Source organism: Phycicoccus jejuensis, assembly GCF_000720925.1.
Classification (GTDB): Bacteria; Actinomycetota; Actinomycetes; order Actinomycetales; family Dermatophilaceae; genus Phycicoccus; species Phycicoccus jejuensis.
The window spans coordinates 145,102-164,015 of sequence record NZ_JOEE01000002.1 but is presented as its reverse complement, the minus strand read 5'-3'; the positions used below and the strand labels follow the sequence as shown (position 1 = coordinate 164,015).

Annotated in this window: 15 protein-coding genes and 1 tRNA gene; 9 read left to right on the top strand and 7 right to left on the bottom strand. The window is 73.3% G+C overall.

The window, feature by feature from the left end:
• The first annotated feature begins 43 nt into the window (after positions 1 to 43).
• Positions 44 to 967 (top strand): ABC transporter substrate-binding protein, encoded by a 924-nt coding sequence (locus IG69_RS0104705; protein ID WP_030527018.1) that lies wholly within the window; start codon positions 44 to 46, stop codon positions 965 to 967.
• Between the two features lie 592 nt (positions 968 to 1,559).
• On the opposite strand, the gene IG69_RS19965 is transcribed toward IG69_RS0104705, so the two are convergent.
• A complete protein-coding gene (locus IG69_RS19965) occupies positions 1,560 to 5,129 on the bottom strand; it encodes a heterodisulfide reductase-related iron-sulfur binding cluster (protein WP_084696581.1) in 3,570 nt (1,189 codons plus the stop codon).
• Between the two features lie 209 nt (positions 5,130 to 5,338).
• Between IG69_RS19965 and cysK the strand changes: the two genes are divergently transcribed.
• Together cysK and cysE are read left to right on the top strand one after the other, a co-directional pair.
• The gene (gene cysK, locus IG69_RS0104690; protein WP_030527016.1) at positions 5,339 to 6,268 is read left to right on the top strand and encodes a cysteine synthase A; all 930 of its coding nucleotides are present in this window, start codon (positions 5,339 to 5,341) and stop codon (positions 6,266 to 6,268) included.
• A gap of 1 nt (position 6,269) precedes the next feature.
• Entirely contained in the window at positions 6,270 to 6,866 is a 597-nt protein-coding gene (gene cysE, locus IG69_RS0104685; protein ID WP_030527015.1) for a serine O-acetyltransferase, read from the top strand.
• A gap of 31 nt (positions 6,867 to 6,897) precedes the next feature.
• On the opposite strand, the gene IG69_RS0104680 is transcribed toward cysE, so the two are convergent.
• The 5 genes from IG69_RS0104680 to IG69_RS19950 all read right to left on the bottom strand — a co-directional run bounded on the left by IG69_RS0104680 (position 6,898) and on the right by IG69_RS19950 (position 12,973).
• Positions 6,898 to 9,348 (bottom strand): CHAT domain-containing protein, encoded by a 2,451-nt coding sequence (locus IG69_RS0104680; RefSeq protein WP_030527014.1) that lies wholly within the window; start codon positions 9,346 to 9,348, stop codon positions 6,898 to 6,900.
• A gap of 97 nt (positions 9,349 to 9,445) precedes the next feature.
• Positions 9,446 to 9,949, bottom strand: a complete 504-nt coding sequence (locus IG69_RS20855; protein WP_030527013.1) for a hypothetical protein — start codon at positions 9,947 to 9,949, stop codon at positions 9,446 to 9,448.
• The gene (locus tag IG69_RS0104670) at positions 9,946 to 10,536 is read right to left on the bottom strand and encodes an RNA polymerase sigma factor (RefSeq protein ID WP_036829067.1); all 591 of its coding nucleotides are present in this window, start codon (positions 10,534 to 10,536) and stop codon (positions 9,946 to 9,948) included. Before IG69_RS0104670 ends, IG69_RS20855 begins: the two co-directional genes overlap by 4 nt.
• Complete coding sequence (locus IG69_RS20850) at positions 10,536 to 12,104, bottom strand: S8 family peptidase (protein WP_030527011.1); 1,569 nt, start codon at positions 12,102 to 12,104, stop codon at positions 10,536 to 10,538. Before IG69_RS20850 ends, IG69_RS0104670 begins: the two co-directional genes overlap by 1 nt.
• Before the next feature lie 503 nt (positions 12,105 to 12,607).
• Entirely contained in the window at positions 12,608 to 12,973 is a 366-nt protein-coding gene (locus tag IG69_RS19950; protein WP_036829064.1) for a hypothetical protein, read from the bottom strand.
• Positions 12,974 to 13,131: 158 nt separating this feature from the next.
• On the opposite strand from IG69_RS19950, the gene IG69_RS0104655 reads away from it, so the two are divergent.
• The 4 genes from IG69_RS0104655 (at position 13,132) to IG69_RS0104640 (ending at position 15,580) form a co-directional block, all read left to right on the top strand.
• A tRNA-Ser gene (locus IG69_RS0104655) sits at positions 13,132 to 13,218 on the top strand.
• Between the two features lie 561 nt (positions 13,219 to 13,779).
• Positions 13,780 to 14,172, top strand: coding sequence for a cupin domain-containing protein (locus tag IG69_RS0104650; protein ID WP_030527009.1), 393 nt, complete (start codon positions 13,780 to 13,782; stop codon positions 14,170 to 14,172).
• Positions 14,169 to 15,134, top strand: a complete 966-nt coding sequence (locus IG69_RS0104645) for a DUF1206 domain-containing protein (protein WP_051750227.1) — start codon at positions 14,169 to 14,171, stop codon at positions 15,132 to 15,134. The genes IG69_RS0104650 and IG69_RS0104645 overlap by 4 nt, the downstream gene beginning before the upstream one ends.
• A 32-nt stretch (positions 15,135 to 15,166) precedes the next feature.
• Positions 15,167 to 15,580 (top strand): GNAT family N-acetyltransferase, encoded by a 414-nt coding sequence (locus IG69_RS0104640; protein ID WP_030527007.1) that lies wholly within the window; start codon positions 15,167 to 15,169, stop codon positions 15,578 to 15,580.
• A 30-nt stretch (positions 15,581 to 15,610) separates the two neighbouring features.
• On the opposite strand, the gene IG69_RS0104635 is transcribed toward IG69_RS0104640, so the two are convergent.
• On the bottom strand, positions 15,611 to 16,609 hold the full coding sequence (locus IG69_RS0104635) for a LacI family DNA-binding transcriptional regulator (RefSeq protein ID WP_242525854.1): 999 nt from the start codon (positions 16,607 to 16,609) through the stop codon (positions 15,611 to 15,613).
• 167 nt (positions 16,610 to 16,776) lie between these two features.
• Here IG69_RS0104635 and IG69_RS0104630 point away from each other — a divergent pair, with 167 nt between their 5' ends.
• Both IG69_RS0104630 and IG69_RS0104625 read left to right on the top strand, forming a co-directional pair.
• The gene (locus IG69_RS0104630) at positions 16,777 to 17,883 is read left to right on the top strand and encodes a substrate-binding domain-containing protein (protein WP_030527005.1); all 1,107 of its coding nucleotides are present in this window, start codon (positions 16,777 to 16,779) and stop codon (positions 17,881 to 17,883) included.
• A 2-nt stretch (positions 17,884 to 17,885) separates the two neighbouring features.
• Positions 17,886 to 18,908, top strand: a complete 1,023-nt coding sequence (locus tag IG69_RS0104625) for an ABC transporter permease (protein ID WP_030527004.1) — start codon at positions 17,886 to 17,888, stop codon at positions 18,906 to 18,908.
• The last annotated feature ends 6 nt before the right edge of the window (positions 18,909 to 18,914 follow it).

Sequence of the window (18,914 nt, the reverse complement as noted above, 5' to 3'; positions counted from 1 at the left end):
CCCCGGCCACCGAGCCCGGCCACCACGAAAGGGACCGACCCCGATGAAGCGCAGAACCGTCCTCACCTCCGTCGCCGTCGCCGCCGCCCTCGGGCTGTCGGCCTGCGGCGGCGGCAGCGACCCGCTCGCCAGCGAGAGCCCGGCCGCGGGCTCCTCCTCCGGCGGTGCCTCGTCCGGCTCGATCGTCGTCGGCGGCGCCGACTTCTCCGAGTCCACCCTCCTCGCCGAGGTCTACGCCGGCGCGCTGCGCGCCAAGGGCGTCGACGCGTCGACGAAGACCAACATCGGGGCGCGCGAGATCTACCTGCGCGCGCTCGAGGACAACTCCGTGCAGGTCTTCCCCGAGTACACCGGCGCGCTCGCCGTGTACTACGACAAGGAGTACTCCGGCACCGACGCCGAGGAGGTCTACGAGAAGGCCAAGGAGGTCGTCCCCGACACCCTGACGGTGCTCGACAAGTCCGCCGCCGAGGACGTCGACTCGCTCGCCGTCACGAAGGAGACGGCCGACTCGAAGAACCTCAAGACCATCGAGGACCTCAAGGCCGTCGCGGGCGACATGACCCTCGCCGCGCAGCCCGAGTTCAAGGAGCGCCCGCAGGGTGTCGTCGGCCTCGAGAAGGTCTACGGCATCACGTTCGGGTCCTTCCGCCCGCTGACCGGCCAGGCCGTCCTCCAGGCGCTCGTCAACGGCCAGGCGGACGTCGCGAACGTCTTCTCGACCGACCCCGGCATCGCGGCGAACAACCTCGTCGTGCTCGAGGACACCAAGCGGGTCTTCGGGTCGCAGAACATCGTGCCGCTCGTGCGCGCCGACAAGGCCGACCAGGTCAAGGACGCCCTCAACGCGGTCTCGGCCAAGCTGACGACCGACGCGGTGACGCAGATGCTCAAGCAGACCGACATCGACAAGAAGGACCCGAAGACCGTCGCCGAGGAGTTCCTCAAGAGCAACGGCCTCGGCTGAGCGACCGTCCGCGGGGCGCGACCCCGCGGTTGAGCGACCGGGCCCCCGGTGACCGACGAGGTCACCGGGGGCCCGCTCGTCGTCCTGGGCCGGTGTGCGGCCTGCCCCGTCGCCCCATCCGCCGCCTACTCGCCGCCCGCCCCCATTCCCGACTTCTTGCGAGTTGAGCCGCTCGACACGCCGCCGGTGGGCGTGTCGAGCGGCGGAAATCGCAATCAGTGGGGTGGTGAGGGCGACCTCTTGCGCATCCGCCACCTCGGAGGGGCCTCTGGGGCGCTTCTGAGGTGGCGGATGCGCAATCAGTCGGGATGGGTCGAGCCGGCGGTCAGTCCCAGGGGTCGGGCTCGTGACTGGCGTGGACGGATCGCGCAGCCCGTCACGCCCGGGGTGTGGCCTCCTACGACGTCGGCCTCATCCGACTTCTTGCGGCTTGAGCCGCTCGACACGCCGCTGGTGGGCGTGTCGAGCGGCGGAACTCGCAATGAGTGGGGTGGTGAGGGCGACTTCTTGCGCATCCGCCACCTCGGAGGGGCCTCTGGGGCGCTTCTGAGGTGGCGGATGGGCAATCAGTCGGGATGGGTCGAGCCGGTGGTCAGTCCCAGGGGTCGGGCTCGTCGAGGAGCGCTGCGTCGCCGCCGAACGACCCGGGGGCTGCGCCGGGCTTGCTCGCCGGCTTCCGCTCCTCGGTGGTCGGCGCCTCGACCGTCGGCTGCTCGTCGGCCGGCTCCGGCTCCTCGGCCGGCTCCGGTGTGGCGGACTGCTCGCTGTCCTCGGTCGGGTGCGGCTGCTCGACGGATGCCGGGGTGTCGGTCGTCTCGTCGGTGGCCGCCGCATCCTCGGTGGGCTTCGCGTCGTCCGTCGACGGGGAGCTGTCGGGTGCGGCATCGTCGACCGCGGTCGCCGGCGTCGCCTGCGCGACCGGGGCGTCGACCGGCTCGTCCCACGGGTCGGGCTCGTCGAGCAGTGATGCGTCGCCACCGAACGAGCCGCTCGCCGGCGCCGCCGGTGCCTCTTCCGCGACGGGCTCCGCCTCGAGGGCCGGCTCCTCGTCCGCCTGCTGCACGGCGTCCGGCTCGGGGGCTGTGTCCGGCTCCGGCGCCGGAGCGTCGGTGGCAGGCGCCACCGAGTCGGCGGGCTCGTCCCAGGGGTCGACGTCGTCCGCGTCCGTGGTCGTGGCGGTGGGCTGGTCGGAAGTCGACACATTCGTCGGTTCCTGGACGGGCTGCGTGGCCGGCGCGTCGGCGGGCTCGTCCCATGGGTCGACCTCGTCGGTCGAGGCCGCGGCATCGGCCTTGGCCTTCTCCTCGGACGGCTCGCCCTGCGAGCGGCCCGGTGCCGGGTCGGCGACGGCAGCGGGCTCGTCCCACGGGTCGGGCTCGGAGCCGTCGACGACGGCCTCCGCCGTCTCGGTGTCCACCGCGACCTCGGGCTCCGCGGCGCGCTCGGACGTGGCCGGCGCGGCGGGCTGGTCGTCCCAAGGGTCAGCCTCGTCCTGGTCGGGAGTCGACACATTCGTCGATTCCTGCACGGGCTGCGCAGCGTCGGTGCTGGGTGCAGGCGTGGGCTGGTCGTCCCAGGGGTCAGCCTCGTCCTGGTCAGGAGTCGACACGTTCGTCGGTTCCTGGACGGGCGCGGCGTCAGCAGCCGGGGCGGGGGCGGTCTCGGGCTCGGTGACGGTGGCCGTAGCAGCAGCGGTCGCCGCAGCGGCGGGCGCCGTGACCTCCGGCGCGACCGACGTGTCCTTGGCCTCGACCGCGGCCTCGGGCGACTCCTGGCCCCGGCGGACGGCCGCGAGCAGCATCTGCGCGACGTCGACGACCTCGACCTCCTCGCCGACGCCCTGCGCCTGCTTGGCGGTCAGCCCGTCCGAGATCATCACCCGGCAGAACGGGCAGCCGATGGCGATGCGCTCCGCGCCGGTGGCCAGGGCCTCGTCGGTGCGGTTGGTGTTGATGCGGGTGCCGAGCTTCTCCTCCATCCACATGCGCGCGCCGCCGGCGCCGCAGCAGAACGACTTCTCGCCGTGCCGCGGCATCTCGCGCAGCTCGACCCCGGGGAGGGCGCCGATGAGCTCGCGCGGCGGGGCGTAGACGTCGTTGTGCCGACCGAGGTAGCAGGGGTCGTGGTACGTGACGGACGGCGCGGTCGACGCGGCGTTCTTCGCCGACGACATGCCGGGCGCCTCGTCGGGACGGCCCACCGGGACGAGCTTCTTCTCGCGCACCAGGCGGTTGAGCAGCTGCGTGTGGTGGACGACCTCGTAGCTCCCGCCGAGCTGCGGGTACTCGTTCTTGATCGTGTTGAAGCAGTGGGCGCAGGTGACGACGACCTTGGTGACGCCGAACTCGCCGAAGGTCTCGACGTTCTGCGCGGCGAGGGTCTGGAACAGCAGCTCGTTGCCGGCGCGGCGGGCGGAGTCGCCGGTGCACGTCTCGCCGTCCCCGAGGACGGCGAACGAGACGCCGGCGGTGTCGAGGAGCTCGGCGACGGCGCGCGTGGTCTTCTTCGCGCGGTCCTCGTAGGCGCCGGCGCAGCCGACCCAGAAGAGCCACTCGACGTCCGAGGCCTTCTCGACGTCCTGGCCGAGGATCTTGACGTCGAACGGCAGGTCCTTGGCCCAGTCCAGGCGCGCCCGGGCGCCCATGCCCCACGGGTTGCCCTTGCCCTCGAGGTTCTTGAACAGGCCCCCGAGCTCCTGCGGGAATGCCGACTCGATGAGGGTCGCGTACCGGCGCATGTCGATGATGTGGTCGACGTGCTCGATGTCGACCGGGCACTGCTCGACGCAGGCGCCGCACGTCGTGCACGACCAGAGCACGTCCTGGTCGATGACGGCGTCGGGGCCGTGCGGGTTGTACGCGGTCAGCGGGGCAGCCGGGTCGTAGCCGGTGTCGCCGACGAGGGCCATCGAGGTCCAGTCGACGACGTCGACCGAGCCGGCGGGCTCGGTGCCGTCGGTCGGGACGGTCGCGGCCGCGCTCGCGACGGAGGCCATCGCCTTCTCCTGGTCGCCGTCGGCGGCCGAGAGCGCGCGCAGGTACGGGGCCTTGGCGTCCGCGTGGTCACGCAGCGTCATCATGAGGAGCTTGGGGGAGAGGGGCTTCTCGGTGTTCCACGCAGGGCACTGCGACTGGCAGCGGCCGCACTCGGTGCAGGTCGAGAAGTCGAGCAGCCCCTTCCACGTGAAGTCCTCGACCTGGCCGACGCCGAGGACGTCGCCCTCCTCCATCTCCTCCATCGCCTCGATGTCGAACGGCTTGCCGCCGACCGTCATCGGCTTGGCCGGGCCGAGCGCGGTGCGGCCGGACGACTCGCGCTTGAACCAGATGTTCGGGAAGGCCAGGAAGCGGTGCCAGGCGACGCCCATCGTCGGCTGGAGCGCGATGGTGATCATCCACGCGAAGGAGATGAGGATCTTGACGGTCGCGACGACCTGCACCCAGGCGGCGAGCCCCGCCGGTGTGGTGCCCGACCACCAGCCGGCCATCCAGCCGGTCAGCGGGAAGTGGGCGACCAGCGAGGTGTCGGGCTCGAAGCGCTGCACCATCGCCGCCTCGAGGCCGCGCAGCAGGAGGATGCAGAACGTGACGAAGAGGATGGTCAGCTCGACGTAGTAGGCCTGCCAGAAGGTCGAGCCGTAGAACCGCGAGAACCGCCCGCCCTCACCGCGCGCCCGCCGCGGGTGGTTCTTCTGGCGGATGGCCATGAGCACGACGATGCCGACGAGCCCGCCCCACGCGAAGACCTCGACGACCCACTCGAACGGGGCGAAGTGGCCGAGGACCGGCAGCCGGTAGTCGGGCTGGACGAGCTGGAAGAACGCGTTGACGAGCGTCGTGAAAAGGATGATGAACGCCAGCGCGGTGAACCAGTGCGCCGCCGCGACGACCTTGAGCCGCGACATCCGGGTGTGCCCGAGGAACTCCTTGGCCAGCGTCCAGGTACGGGCCGCCGGCGCGTCGGTGCGCGAGCCGTCGGGCTGCCCGAGCCGGTAGAGCGTGACGAACCGCCCCACCTGCCGGAAGAGCAGCGCCCACCCGATCGTCGGGACGACGAGGCAGAGGACGATGGCGACGACCTGCAGGGCGGTGACCCCGCCGAACCGGTCGTCGAACGACGGGATGACGTCGCTGGCCAGGGCGGGCGCGAGGGCAGCAGGCATGCGGGTCAGCGTACCCGTGGGTAAGCAAGCGCTCACCGGTCTGTGACGACCGTCAACAGGGCCCCGGACAGCCCCGAGAGCTCGTTGTCCGACTGGATAACGGCGTGTTGGAATACGCATAACGACTCCGGGGTTGGCCCGGAGAGCAGGCTCGACGTGCCGCATCCCCGGATCCCGGGGCCGGCGCCCACCGACAGAGAGGCGACCCGATGCCCATCCTCGACGACGTGACCCAGGCCGTCGGCAACACCCCGCTCGTCCGACTCAACCGGATCATCGACGGGGACGCCACGGTCGCGGCGAAGCTGGAGTTCTACAACCCGGCGAGCTCGGTCAAGGACCGCATCGGGGTGGCCATCATCGACGCCGCCGAGGCCTCGGGCCAGCTCGAGCCCGGCGGCACGATCGTCGAGGCCACCTCCGGCAACACCGGCATCGCGCTCGCGATGGTCGGTGCCGCGCGCGGCTACAAGGTCGTCCTCGCGATGCCCGAGTCGATGAGCAGGGAGCGCCGCGCCCTCCTGCGCGCCTACGGCGCCGAGCTCGTCCTCACCGACCCCTCGACCGGGATGAAGGGCGCGGTCGCCAAGGCCGACGAGATCGTCGCCGAGCGCGAGGGCGCCGTCCTCGCCCGTCAGTTCGCCAACGCCGCGAACCCCGAGGTGCACCGTCGCACGACCGCCGAGGAGATCTGGAAGGACACCGACGGCGCCGTCGACATCGTCGTGGCCGGCATCGGCACCGGTGGCACGATCACCGGCGTCGGCGAGGTCCTCAAGTCCCGCAAGCCGGACGTCCAGATCATCGCGGTCGAGCCGGAGGAGTCCCCGATCCTCAACGGGGGCCAGCCCGGCCCGCACAAGATCCAGGGCATCGGCGCGAACTTCGTCCCCGAGATCCTCAACACCGAGGTCTACGACGAGGTCATCGACGTCAACGCCCAGACCTCCGTCGAGTGGGCCCGCCGGGCCGCGACAGAGGAGGGCCTGCTCGTCGGGCTGTCGTCCGGCGCCGCCCTCGCCGCCGCCAACCAGGTCGCGAGCCGCCCCGAGAACGCCGGCAAGACGATCGTCGTCATCATCCCGAGCTTCGGCGAGCGCTACCTCTCGACGATCCTGTTCGAGGGTCTCGTCGACTGACATGTCCCTCCTCCAGAAGGCGCGCGCCGCGGTCCGGGAGGACCTCGATGCGGCGATGCGGCGCGACCCCGCCGCAGAGACGCGGACCGACCTGGCCCTGAACTCCCCCGGGATGCACGCGATCTGGTCCTACCGGCTCGCGCACCGGTTGTGGCAGAAGGGTCCCCAGTGGCGCCCGGCCGCCCGCCTGCTGTCGACGGCCACCCGCGCGGTGACCGGCGTCGAGATCCACCCCGGAGCCCGCATCGGCCGGCGCTTCTTCATCGACCACGGGATGGGCGTCGTCATCGGTGCCACCGCCGTCGTCGGGGACGACGTGATGCTCTACCACGGGGTCACCCTGGGCGGTCGGTCGCTGGCGCGCGGCACGAAGCGGCACCCGACCCTGGGCGACCGCGTCGTCGTCGGCGCCGGTGCCCGGATCCTCGGCGACATCGGGATCGGGGACGACGCGCAGATCGGCGCCAACTCGGTCGTCGTCAAGGACGTCCCCGCGGGCGCCGTCGCGACCGGCGTGCCGGCGCGCGTTCGCGTGCCCCAGCTGCTCGGCGAGGACCCCTACGACGCGCTGTTCGCCGAGCCGGCCATCTTCATCTGACCTGCGCGAGAGCCTTTCTGGTCACGCGAGATCATGGCGTAGCCCGCCACTCCGATCCGTAGAGACAGAACACCCCGGCTCCGGGGTGGTCGACCACGACCTCGGCCCACGCCAGCCCGGCGTCGACCCCCGCCGCGATGCGCCGGTGGTGCGCGACCATCGCGTCGTGGGCCACGTCGTCCGCGACCGGGGCGACGGCGGCGAGCACGCTCGTCGCGCCGAGCGAGAGCAGGGCGATGGCCAGCCCGAGCGGCTCGTCGCCCGGACGGGTCGAGAACTGCCCGACGTCGCAGGCCGACAGCGCGACGTGCTCGGCGGCCACGGGCCGCGGGAACTCGTGGGCGAAGACGGGGCCGTCGGCCATCCGCACCGACGAGAAGAGCGGGCTCTGGCCCTGGTGCAGGCCGTGGGCCGCGAGGTGCACGACCCGCGCCGATCCCAAGGCGTCGAGCACGTCCGCACTGGAGGCCGGCCGCTCGTCGACCTCCCCGGCGACGCCCCAGGCCCCGGCGACGGCCCGGATCTCCGGGAGGGTGCGCGCCAGCCCCGGCCCGTAGAGGGCGGCGACGGGGGTCGTCGGCCGTGCCGAGGCCGCGCGGGCGGGACCCCGCACCCAGCGGGTCAGGCTCGGCGCCACCGTGACCGGTCGACCGCGCAGGCTGGGCATGAGGCTCCACGGCATCCCGGCGAGGGTGCGTGACGGCACGACGACGACCCGGTGCTCGTCGGCGCCACCGGGGTTGAGGAGCGTGTCGGCCGCCGCGAGCGACGAGACCGTCGCGCGCTCGAGGACGGCGGCCATGGGCGACCCGGAGGCGATCGTCGCCCGGGCGCGCAGGTCGCGCCGCAGCCGCGTGACCGCCTCGACGACCGCGGCCACCGGCCCGACGTGCACGACCTCGGCCCCGGATGCGCGGAGCACCACCTGGTGCAGCTCGCCGGCGGACTCGAAGAACTCGACGACCGTCGTGCCGTCGTCGAGGGCTGCGCGGGCCTCGTCGGCATCCACGGGATGGACCGCACCGCTCGCCGTCCCGTCGAGCGCGAGGCTCCACTCCCGCTGTGCGACAAGGGTCTCGAGCTCGTTGACCCGGGGGGCCAGCGTCGCTGCCTGGTCGCCGTCACTGTCGGCGAGCAGCTGCCGCAGGCGGCGCAGCTCGCGCGTGGCCTCGGCGAGGTCGGGGTCGTCCGGGTCGGTGACGGGGTTGATGCGGTGCGAGATCGCCCGCCAGCGCTCGACCGTCGCGAGCACCTCGTCGGCGGGGTCCTCCGCGAGGGCGCGCTCGGTGTCGAGGGCCGCGAGCCGCCGGCCGTGGAGGGCCAGGGCGGCGCGCACGTCGAGGCTGGCCGACTGGACCTGGTGCGCCGCGAGGACGCGGTTGCCGTCCTCGAGCCGTGCCCGGGCCTGCGGGCCCCGGCCGCGGGCGAGGTCGAGGCGCGCCCGGACGAGCACCTCGTGGAGGGTCGCGGCCAGAGACGGCTCGCCGCCGTCCCCGAGCGCCTCGAGCCGCTGCTCAGCCCCGTCGGCGTCGCCGAGCAGCAGGCGGGCCTCGGCCTCCAGCCGGACGGCCTCGCGGCCCGAGGTGCCGAGCGTCGGGGCGCCGGGCTCGCCGGCCCCGTGCTCGGTGTGCCGGACGAGCCGCTCGACGACGGCCGGCAGGTCACGCCCCTCGGCGACGTCGACGCCCGCCCGCAGCAGCTCGGCCTCGCGCACGAGGTCGTCGGCCTGACGGGCGCGGTAGGCGGCGGTGGCGTCGCGGATCCGGTCGCGTGCCCGCTCGAGGTCGCCGACGAGCAGGTCGCAGCGTGCGAGGCGCAGGCTGATCTCCCCCTCCTCGAGGCGGTGGGCGGAGGAGTGGGCCGTCGAGAGCGCGGCCTCGAGCTCGGACCGTGCCCCGTCGACGAGCCCGGCGGCGAGGAGCACCTCGGCGTGGTCGAGGCGGGCCCGGTCGCGCGCGACCGCGACGTCCATCGCGTCGGCCTCGCGCATGAGGGTGAGGGCGCGGGGCAGGTCGCCGTCGACGAACGCGACGACCGCCCGGTTGTGCCGGGCCTTGAACTCGAGCTCCGGGTAGCCGTTCGCGACCGCGATGTCGCGGGCGAGGTCGAAGTTCTCGGCGGCGTCCTCCGAGCGGCCGACGCCGAGCCAGGCCTGCCCGAGGTTGAGGTGGTAGGCCCACCGCTGGGCGGGCTCGAGCCCGGAGCCCTCGACGTCGACCGCCAGCAGCGCCTCGACGCACGGCGGCCACGCGCCGACGCGTCCGTGGAGCGTGCCCTCCTGGATGTGGGTGAGCGCGACGAGCAACGGGTCGTCGAGCTCGAGCGCCTCGGCCCGCGCGGCGTGCAGCGTCCGCAGCGCCGGCTGGATGCCGTCCGCCTCGAGCTCCGACCACGCCCGCGTGATGCGGATGCGGACCCGCAGCCAGCGGGCCCCGTGGTCGGAGCGACCCTCCAGCAGTCCGAGGGCCTGGTCGAGCCGCACGGCGGCAGAGGCGAACTCACCGATCTCGTTGTCGGCGCGCGCAGCATCGAGCAGCCCCCCCGCAGACTGCAGCGGGTCGCGCTCGATGGCTCCTCCTCTAGAGGTCGATGGCCGGTGTGATGACCGGCGGCGCGTCCGGTCGCCCGCGTCGCCGCAGGACGAAGTTCACCAGACCGCGCTCGACCCCCGCAAAGGTGAACCGCCCGTCGGGATCGGTGGCCGCGGTGCGGGTCCGGCTGCGCTCGCGCAGCTCGACGTCGACCTCGCCCTCGCTGGCCCAGCCGACGACGTCGACCCGCCCGGGGCCGGCCGGCTCGAGGCTGACCATGACGCTCAGGCCGTCGCTGGCGAAGGTCACGGTGTCAGCACGGTCGTAGTCGGCGCCGCGCACGCTCGTCAGGGCCTCGGCGTCGGAGACGATGCGGGCCACCTCGGCCTCGAGCGAGGCGACGGTCATCGCGAAGGTGATGCGCTCGACGAGGCCGGACGGCACGGGGTCGAGCGCGTCGTGGGCGGCGCGGACGGCGGCGAGGACGCGCACGTCCGTGGCGTCGACCGGCTCGCCGGCCAGGCGCTCCTCGTGGTCGGGTGCAGGGTTCATGAGGTCATCTCCCAACGGGGATCGGAGGTCAGGGCGGCGCGCAGCTTCGCGAGACACCGGCCCCGGGTCGGGCCGATCGACCCGACCGGCATCCCGAGGGCGTCGGCCACCCCCGCGTAGTCGGGTCGGTCGGCGTACGCGATGGCGCGCAAGAGGGTCTGGCAGCGGTCGGACAGCAGGTGGAAGTGCTCCCAGACGACGCGCTGCTCGTCGTGGGCGAGGACGGCGTCCTCGGGGGAGGGGGCGGTGTGGTCGGGCTCGGCCTCGCGCACGTCGTCGTGCGCGTCGGGTTCCTCGCGGTGCCCGCGCGAGCGCAGCCGCCACGAGTCACGGCGCGTCGTCGTGAGCAGCCACTTGAGGACCGAGCGGGGGTCGTCGACCGACCCCGCGTGCTGGACGAGCTTGAGCCAGGTGTTCTGGACGACGTCCTCGGCGGCCTGGTGGTCGAGCCCCGACTGGCGCGCCACGGCCCACAGGAGGGGCGTGACCTCCCCGACGAGCAAGGTCATCCCCGAGCCGTCGCCGTCGCGGAACGTCTCGAACGCGGCGGCCGCCCGGACGGCGAGGCCGTCGGCGTCGGTGTGCATCACGGTGCTCCTCCCAGGGCCTTGGCGACCGCCTCCGCCACCGACCCGCAGGTCTTCGTGGCGAGCAGCTGCGAGATGCCGCCGGCGCAGCACGGGGCGGCGAACGAGGTGCCGCTCCAGACACCGAAGCCGGTGGCGTAGCAGTCGGGGTCGGGGGTCTCGCGGGCCGGCGACCCGTGCCCCGCGGGCACCGCGAGGTCACCGCGCAGCGACCCCTCGAGCGTCGTCGGCATCGTGCTGACGACGGCCACGCCGGGGTGCCAGTGGGTGACCCACTCGCCGGTGTTCGAGAACGTCGCCGCGGCCTTGCCCGTCGGGTTGAGGGCACCGACCGCGGCCACCGGGATGGCGCGGTTCGGGTTCTGCGAGAGGGCGGCCGGCCAGAAGTGCTCCGTGGTGGAGCCGTTGCCGGCGGCGGCGACGACCGCCACGCCGTCCTCCGCGAGCGTCGCCATGACGCGGAAGAGGGCGTCCTCGTCCGAGACCGTGTCCGGGCGCTCGTGGTAGTAGCCCATCGAGAGGTTGACGACGCTGAGCGGCTCGTGGTCGACCCGGCCCTCCTGGGCGGCCCAGTGGTAGAGCGCCAGCAGGCCGAGCGCCTCGACGACGTCCTGCTCGTCGGCCGCGCCGTCGCCGTACATGACGGGGACGACGACGAGGCGCGCGTCGGGGCACTGCTGCCGGATGACGCCCGCGACGAAGGTGCCGTGGCCCGCGAGGGCATCGAGGGTGCCGTTGACGGTGTCGATGGTGACACCGCGGCCCTCGGGGTCCCGGTCGGGCGCGAAGCGCAGGCCGATGGTCTGCCCGGCGACGCTCGGGTCGCGGTCGACGAGCGGTGAGCCGTCGAACCACGGGTGGGAGCCGAGGCCGGTGTCGAGGACGGCGACGACGGGGGACGGGCCCCCGGTGGGCTGCGGTGCGTCGACGTGGAGCTGGACGGGCCCGCGGCCGGCGGCCACGCCCGGCGCCCCCACGCCGCCCATGTAGCCGACCCCGCCCATGTACCCGACACCACCCATGTAGCCCACGCCGCCCATGTACCCGACGCCACCCATGTACCCGACGCCCTCGAGGCCGCTCGACATCATCACGTGGTTGAGGCTGAATCCGGCGGCGGCCTTGCGGTCGACGCCGCGGGCGCGCTGGACGACGTCCCAGGCGGTCAGCGGTGCGCCGACGCGGCCGGGGTTGGGGCGCAGCTCCACGAGGCGGTGGGTCGAGCGGCCGAGGCGCTCGGCGTAGCCCAGTTCCTGCGCGGCGGCGGCGACGCGGCTCGGGAGCACGTCGACCTGGAAGTCCATCTCCTCGCCGATCCGGCGCAGCAGCTGCAGCGGCCCTTCGTCGAGCTGCTCGTCGGTGAGCCCCGGGACGAACAGACGGTGCGGGACGTACGCGACCGCGCGCGGTGCCGGCTCGTCCCCGACGCGCGTGGCGGTGCGGGGGTCGAGGACCGTCGCCCCGAAGCGGCGCAGGGCCGTCTCGGGCACCGCGAAGACCGGCGGGACGGGTGGCCGGGGTCGGCGGCCGTCGTCGTCGGTCGGGCGGTCGGGGTCCTTGCCGTCCATGGCTGCTCCTGGGGGAACCGGGCCGGATGGGGTGTCCGCGCCGGTCCAGCGTAGTGAGGATCGTCAACGCTGAGAAGGAGCCGGCGAGGGCCGGAGTGATACCTACGACCGTGTGACGTGGATCTCGTCGTCAAGGACGTATCAGGAGGGCCGGCCGGTGCTCCTGACGCACGTGAGCCCCCTCGGGCCACGACGATCGGGTCCCGTAGGGGAGCTCCCCCGGTCGCCGTGACCCGGGGCCGGTCCGCCGCCCGAGGTGGTGGACCGGCGGTCCCCGGGGCTGACCGGGCGGACGGTCCACGTGGCCGGCCGACCGAGCGGGGCCGACGGCCCCGGTGCCTCACCGCCCGGACCTGCGGTGTCGCACCGGTCGGAGGAACCGCGCACCCGGGGGACCGGTCACGCCGAACGGCGCCCGCAGGGGGGCGCCACCGGGTGCTTCCAGAGGGCGCCCAGACGGTGTGGCCGGTCTCCCACCGACGGTCCGGGCCGCGGAGGGGCGGTCAGTCGGGGGTGCCAGGGGCCCGGGTCGCGGCCGCCCAGGCGTCCGCGTGCTCGGCCTGCTCGGAGGGCAGGGGCGCCCCGTCGCTGGTCGGGTGACCGTTGGGGGCGATGGCCTCCGAGGCGACCGTGCGACCCTGCCGCAGCCGCTCGCCCGTGGCGCGCGCGGCGTCGGCGACGAGGTCGGCGACCACCGGCGCCGCCTTGGTGCGCGCGGCCTCCTTGGCCTGCGCGACCTGCTTCTGCACCGGCCCGGAGTTCCACACCCTGCTCGAGGTGCGACGGATCTGCTCGTAGCGCTGCGTCCCCGCCTTGGCCCCGAGGACGTAGCCCGCGGCCAGCCCGGCCATGAAGGTCAGCTTGCCCATGAGGGCTCCTCTCGTCGGCCTCCGACCTTACCCATGGCCCGGTGGCGCCACGCAGCCGCGCACCCGGCGGATGCCGAGCGCCCGCGCCCCGCGCGAGCGACGGGGCGGGCGAGCCCTACGCTGGGCGGGCGGTCCGGGCGTGATGCCCCAGGGCCGTTGGAGGGCTCGCATAGTGGCCTAGTGCGGCGGTCTTGAAAACCGCTATGGCGGCAACGTCATCGTGGGTTCGAATCCCACGCCCTCCGCGAGGCTCCGCCCGCGAGCCCGCGAGCGGCGGAGGCCGCGGAGGACCGGGGGATGACGGGGAGGCCCGCGCCGAGGAACGAGGCGCGAGCCGGAGTCCCACGCCCGTGCCCTCCCGACATATTGCGAGTTGAGCCGGTCGACACGCCGCTGGAGGGCGTGTCGAGCGGCGGAACTCGCAAGAAGTGGGGGATCGGGAGCGACTGATTGCTCATCTGCCACCTCGATGGGCCCTCCGGAGGGGGTGGAGGTGGCGGATGCGCAAGAAGTCGGCCTGGGTGTCATTCGACTGATTGCGAGTTGAGCCGGTCGACACGCTGCTGGAGGGCGTGTCGGGCGGCGCGACTCGCAAGAAGTGGGGGATCGGGAGCGACTGATTGCTCATCTGCCACGTCCCGAGGGCGTCCGGGGGCGCGAGGAGGTGGCGGATGCGCAAGAAGTCGGCTGGGTGTCATCCGACTGATTGCGAGTTGAGCCGGTCGACACGCTGCTGGAGGGCGTGTCGAGCGGCGGAACTCGCAAGAAGTCGGGGACGGGGGGAGTGGGGTGGCTACCGTGGGCGGGTGGACCACCAGCCGGTGCGCGTCGTGACCGACGCCGAGCTCGTCGACGCCGACCCGACCTCGGGGATGCTGCGCCGGCGGGCCTTCGAGGTGCCGGGGCTGTGGGCCGGCCAGGTCGTCACCGAGCCGGGCGCGGTCTCGGGGTGGCACCACCACCACAGCAACAGCAGCGTCCTCTACGTCGTCCGCGGCGTGCTGCGCCTGGAGTGCGAAGGCGTCGAGGGATGGGTCGACGCGGTGCCGGGCAGCTACGTGCAGGTGCCGGCGTTCACCGTCCACCGCGAGTCCAACCCCGGGCGCGAGCCGTCGCTGGCGGTCATCGCCCGCGCCGGGACGGGCATCCCCACGGTCAACGTCGACGAGGCGCCGCCGCCCCACCGGGGACGCGGGTGAGCGCGACGCCGACCCCGCCGGGCGGCACGGCGGTGCCCGACGACACAGGCCCGCTCGAGCACGTGCGGGGGGCCGCCGCCGACCTGGCCGCGCCGGTCGTCGACGCGGCCCACGACGCGCTCGACGCCGCCCACGACGCCGTCGAGGTGGTCGCGGAGACCGCGCACCAGGTGGCCGAGGTGACCGCGCAGGCCGCGGAGGTCGCCGAGACCCACGCCGCGGTGAGCACCGGTGCGCGCCTGGGGTTCTTCCTCGACGGCCTGCTCCACGCCGCGATGGGGTGGGCCGGCCTGCAGATCGTCTGGCTCGGGCACAGCCGCAGCACCGCCGACGAGTCGGGCGCGCTCACCTCGATCGCGACGTCGCTCGGCGGGCGGGCCGTCCTGTGGGTCGGGGTCGTCGGCTTCGCGGTCGTCACCGTCTGGAACCTCGCCCGCGCCCTGACCGGCCGCCACTGCCACACGCGGCTCAAGCGGCTCGAGCACGCCGCTGACGGCATCGCGTACGCGACGGTGGCCTGGGCGGCCGCCGCCTTCGCCATCGGTGCGGGGCAGACGAGCCGGGACTCGACGGTCGGCATCACGCGCACCCTCCTCGCGCTGCCCGGCGGCGTGCTCCTTGTCGTCGGCACCGGCATCGCGGTCGCCGGGGTCGGCGCCTTCAGCATCTGGTCGGGCCTCTCGCGCGACTTCCTCGTCGACCTCGCGCGCCGGCCGGGCCGGGCGCTCGTGCTCGTCGGCATCGTCGGGTTCGTCGCCCGCGGCGTCGCGTTCGGCATCGTCGGGCTGCTCTTCGTCATCGCCGCGTGGACGCACGACGTCAGTGCCTCCACCGGCATCGACGGCGCGCTGCGCTTCCTCCAGGACGCCCCGGCCGGCCGCTACGCGCTCGCGGTCGTCTCGCTCGGGCTCGTCGCCTTCGGCGTCTACCTGATGACGCGCGCCCGCCACCTCCGGCGCTGACGCGCGCCGCGTCCATCGGCGAGGATGGTCGGATGCGCCTGACGACCGGGACCGCCGACGCCGCCCTCGACCAGCGGCTCTCCGACGAGCTGGACCGCGTGAACGCCGCCGCGACACCGGGACTCGCCCCGGCGGAGGAGCTGACCGTCCGCGTCACCGACGACGGCGAGCTCGTGGCCGGCGTCTCCGGCTGGACCTGGGGCGTCGCCGCAGGCATCGGGATGACCTGGGTGCGCGAGGACGAGCGGGGCACCGGCGTGGGCCGCAGGCTGCTCGGCGCGTTCGAGGACGAGGCGCGCCGGCGCGGCTGCGCGCACGTCCACGTCACGTCGTTCACGTTCCAGGCGCCGGCGTTCTACGAGCGGGCCGGCTACCGCGAGCTCTTCCGCTGGGACGACGTGCCGGCCCGGGGCATCGCGGACGTCCACCTGCGCAAGGACCTCTGACGAGCCGAACAGCCTGTGTCGCAACCGCCCTCAGGCGCGCGGCGGGATCTCCCCGGAGCCGCGGCTGACGAGCGTCGGGTCGACGACGAGGTGCTGCGGCGGCGAGGTGTCGCCACCGATGCGCGCGAAGAGCCGCTCCGCGACGAGCCGGCCGATCTTCGTCACGTCCTGGCGGACGACGGTGAGCGGCGGGTCGAGGAGGTCGGCCAGCGGGAAGTCGTCGAAGCCGACGAGCGCGACCTCGTGGTGCACGCCGCGCTCGCGCAGCGCCCGGACGGCCCCGGACGCGAGGATGTTCCGGCCCGCGAAGACCGCGGTCGGCGGGTCGTCGAGGTCGAGGAGTCGGTGCACGACCTCGCTCGCCTCGTCGGTGGAGGCGACGCCGTCGACGACGAGCCGCGGGTCGGGGCGCAGGCCGCGGTCGGTGTGCGCGGCGGTGAAGCCCTCGCGCCGCAGCTGCGCGGTCGTCAGGGTCGGGAGGTGGAAGAGGGCGGCGATGCGTCGATGGCCCCGGTCGAGCAGGTGCTCCGCGGCCATCCGACCCCCGAGGAGGTTGTCGATGACGACCGAGTCGACGTCGACCCCGCGCGGCGGCCGGTCGACGAAGACCGCCGGTGTGCCGGTGCGCAGCTCGGCGACGAGGTAGTCCTGCCGGTCGCTCGCCGGCATGAGGACGAGGCCGTCGACGCGGCGCGTCACGAGGTCGTGGACGAGCTCCTGCTCGCGGTCGACCCCCTCGTCGAGGCTCGCCGCTAGGACGCCGGTGCGGTGCGAGCGGGCGGCGTCCTCGAGCGAGCGGAGCAGCCCGGCGGAGAACGAGTTGGACACGTCCTGGACGAGGGCGCCGATGAGCCCGGAGCGTGCACCGGTGCGCCGGAGGTTGCTCGCGGCGAGGTTGGGCCGGTAGTCGAGGCGCTGTACCGCGGCGGTGACACGCTCGCGGACGTCGGGCGAGACGCCCGCCTCCTCGTTGACGACGCGCGACACCGTCTTGAGGCTCACCCCCGCCAGGGCCGCGACGTCACGCATCGTCGCTCGGGGGCGACTCTCTCCTGACAACGATGTCACGGCCATGTCACAAGGTGTAGCCCATCTCTTGACCTCGGCGCAAGCAGCGAGTACAACTGTGGCCTGACAACGTTGTCACCTGGCAGCGTCGTTCGGTCCAGCCCAGCACTCAAAGGAGAGTCACGGACATGCAGCTCCGTCAGATCCCCACGACGCGCACCGCCCGCCGTGCCGTCGTCTCGGCCGCGATCGTCGGCCTCGCCCTCACCAGCACCGCGTGCAACCGCGGCAGCGACGCCGACACCGGCTCCGGTGGGGAGGCCGCCGTCGGCGTCACCCTCATCACCAAGGACTCCACCAACCCGTTCTTCGTCGCCATGCAGAAGGGCGCGCAGGCCGACGCCAGCAAGAACAACGTCAAGCTCACCGTCGCCTCCGGCAAGCAGGAGGGTGACGACCAGGGCCAGATCACGGCCATCGAGGACGCGATCGCCCGCGGCGACAAGGGCATCCTCATCACCCCGATGTCCACCGGCGTCAACGCGGCGATCAAGAAGGCCCGCGACGCCGGCCTCTACGTCATCGCCCTCGACACCCCGCCGGACCCGGCCGACACCGTCGACATCACCTTCGCCACCGACAACCGCTCGGCCGGCAAGCTCGACGGCCAGTGGGCCGCCGCCACGCTCGACGGCAAGCCCGCCGTCATCGCGCTGCTCGACCTCTTCGACGACAAGATCGTCTCGGTCGACTACAACCGCGACCAGGGCTTCCTCGAGGGCATGGGCATCGACGTCGCCGACGGCAAGAAGAACGGCGACGAGGCCCCCACCGGCAAGTACACCGGCGGCAAGGGCGGCGACTACACGATCGTCTGCAACGAGGCCAGCAACGGCGCCGAGGACGGCGGCCGCACCGCGATGGAGAAGTGCCTCGCGAAGAACCCGAACATCAACCTCGTCTACACGATCAACGAGCCGGCCGCCGTCGGCGCCAACGCCGCCCTCAAGGCCGCGGGCACCCAGGCGACCATCGTCTCGGTCGACGGTGGCTGCGCCGGCGTCAACTCCGTCAAGGAGGGTGTCATCGGCGCCACCGCCCAGCAGTACCCGCTGAAGATGGCGACCCTCGGCATGGAGGCGATCGCCAAGATCGCCCGTGGTGGCGAGAAGCCGAAGACCACCGAGGGTCTCGACTTCTTCGACACCGGCGTCGCGCTCGTCACCGACAAGCCGGTCGACGGGGTCGAGAGCATCGACTCGACCAAGGGCTCCGAGATCTGCTGGGGCAACTGAGCATGAGCTCCACCACCGGTTCTGCTGCCGCCGAGTTCGCTCGGCGGCAGCAGTCGCCCCTCCAGCGCGTGCAGGGCCTCCTGCACAAGCGGCCGTGGCTCAGTCCGCTGTTCCTGCTGTTCGTGGCGTTCCTCGCCTTCTTCGTCGCGACCCCGACGTTCCTGACGCCGAGCTCGATGGGGATCCTGCTGCAGCAGACCGCGGTCGTCGCCGCGCTGGCGGTCGGCCAGACCATCGTCATCCTCACCGCGGGCATCGACCTCTCGGTCGGCGCGATCATGGTGCTCTCGATGATGGTCATGGCCTCCCTCGCCCGTGACGGCGGGATGCCCGGTCTCCTCGCGCTGCTCATCGGCGTGGCCCTCGCGACGCTCGCCGGCCTCGTCAACGGCCTGCTCGTCACGCGGATCAACCTGCCGCCGTTCATCGTCACGCTGGGCACCCTGAGCATCTTCACGGCCATCGCGCTGCTCTACTCGGGAGGCGAGAGCATCCAGGCCGAGCACCTGCCGCGGCTGCTCAACTTCCTCGGTGAGGGCTTCGGGATCGGGTCCTTCCGGCTCACGTGGGGGATCGTCGTCGTCGTCCTCATGTACGCGGTGATGGCGTTCGTGCTGTCGCAGACCGCCTGGGGGCGCTACGTCTACGCCGTCGGCGACGACGCCGAGTCCTCGCGGCTCTCCGGCGTCCCGAGCCGGCGCATCCTCCTCGGCGTCTACACCGTGGCCGGGCTCATCTACGGCCTCGCGGCGTGGATCCTCATCGGCCGGGCCGGCGCCGCCACCCCGAACGCGGTGCCGGACGCGAACCTCGCGTCGATCACCGCGGTCGTCATCGGCGGCACGAGCCTCTTCGGCGGCCGGGGCCGGCTCATCGGCACCCTCATCGGCGCGCTCATCGTCCAGACGTTCTCGTTCGGGCTCTCGCAGCTCGGCGTGAACCAGCAGTGGCGCTACCTCGCGACCGGTGTGCTCGTCGTCGTCGCGGTCGCCATCGACCAGTGGATCCGGAAGGTCAAGGCATGAGGATCA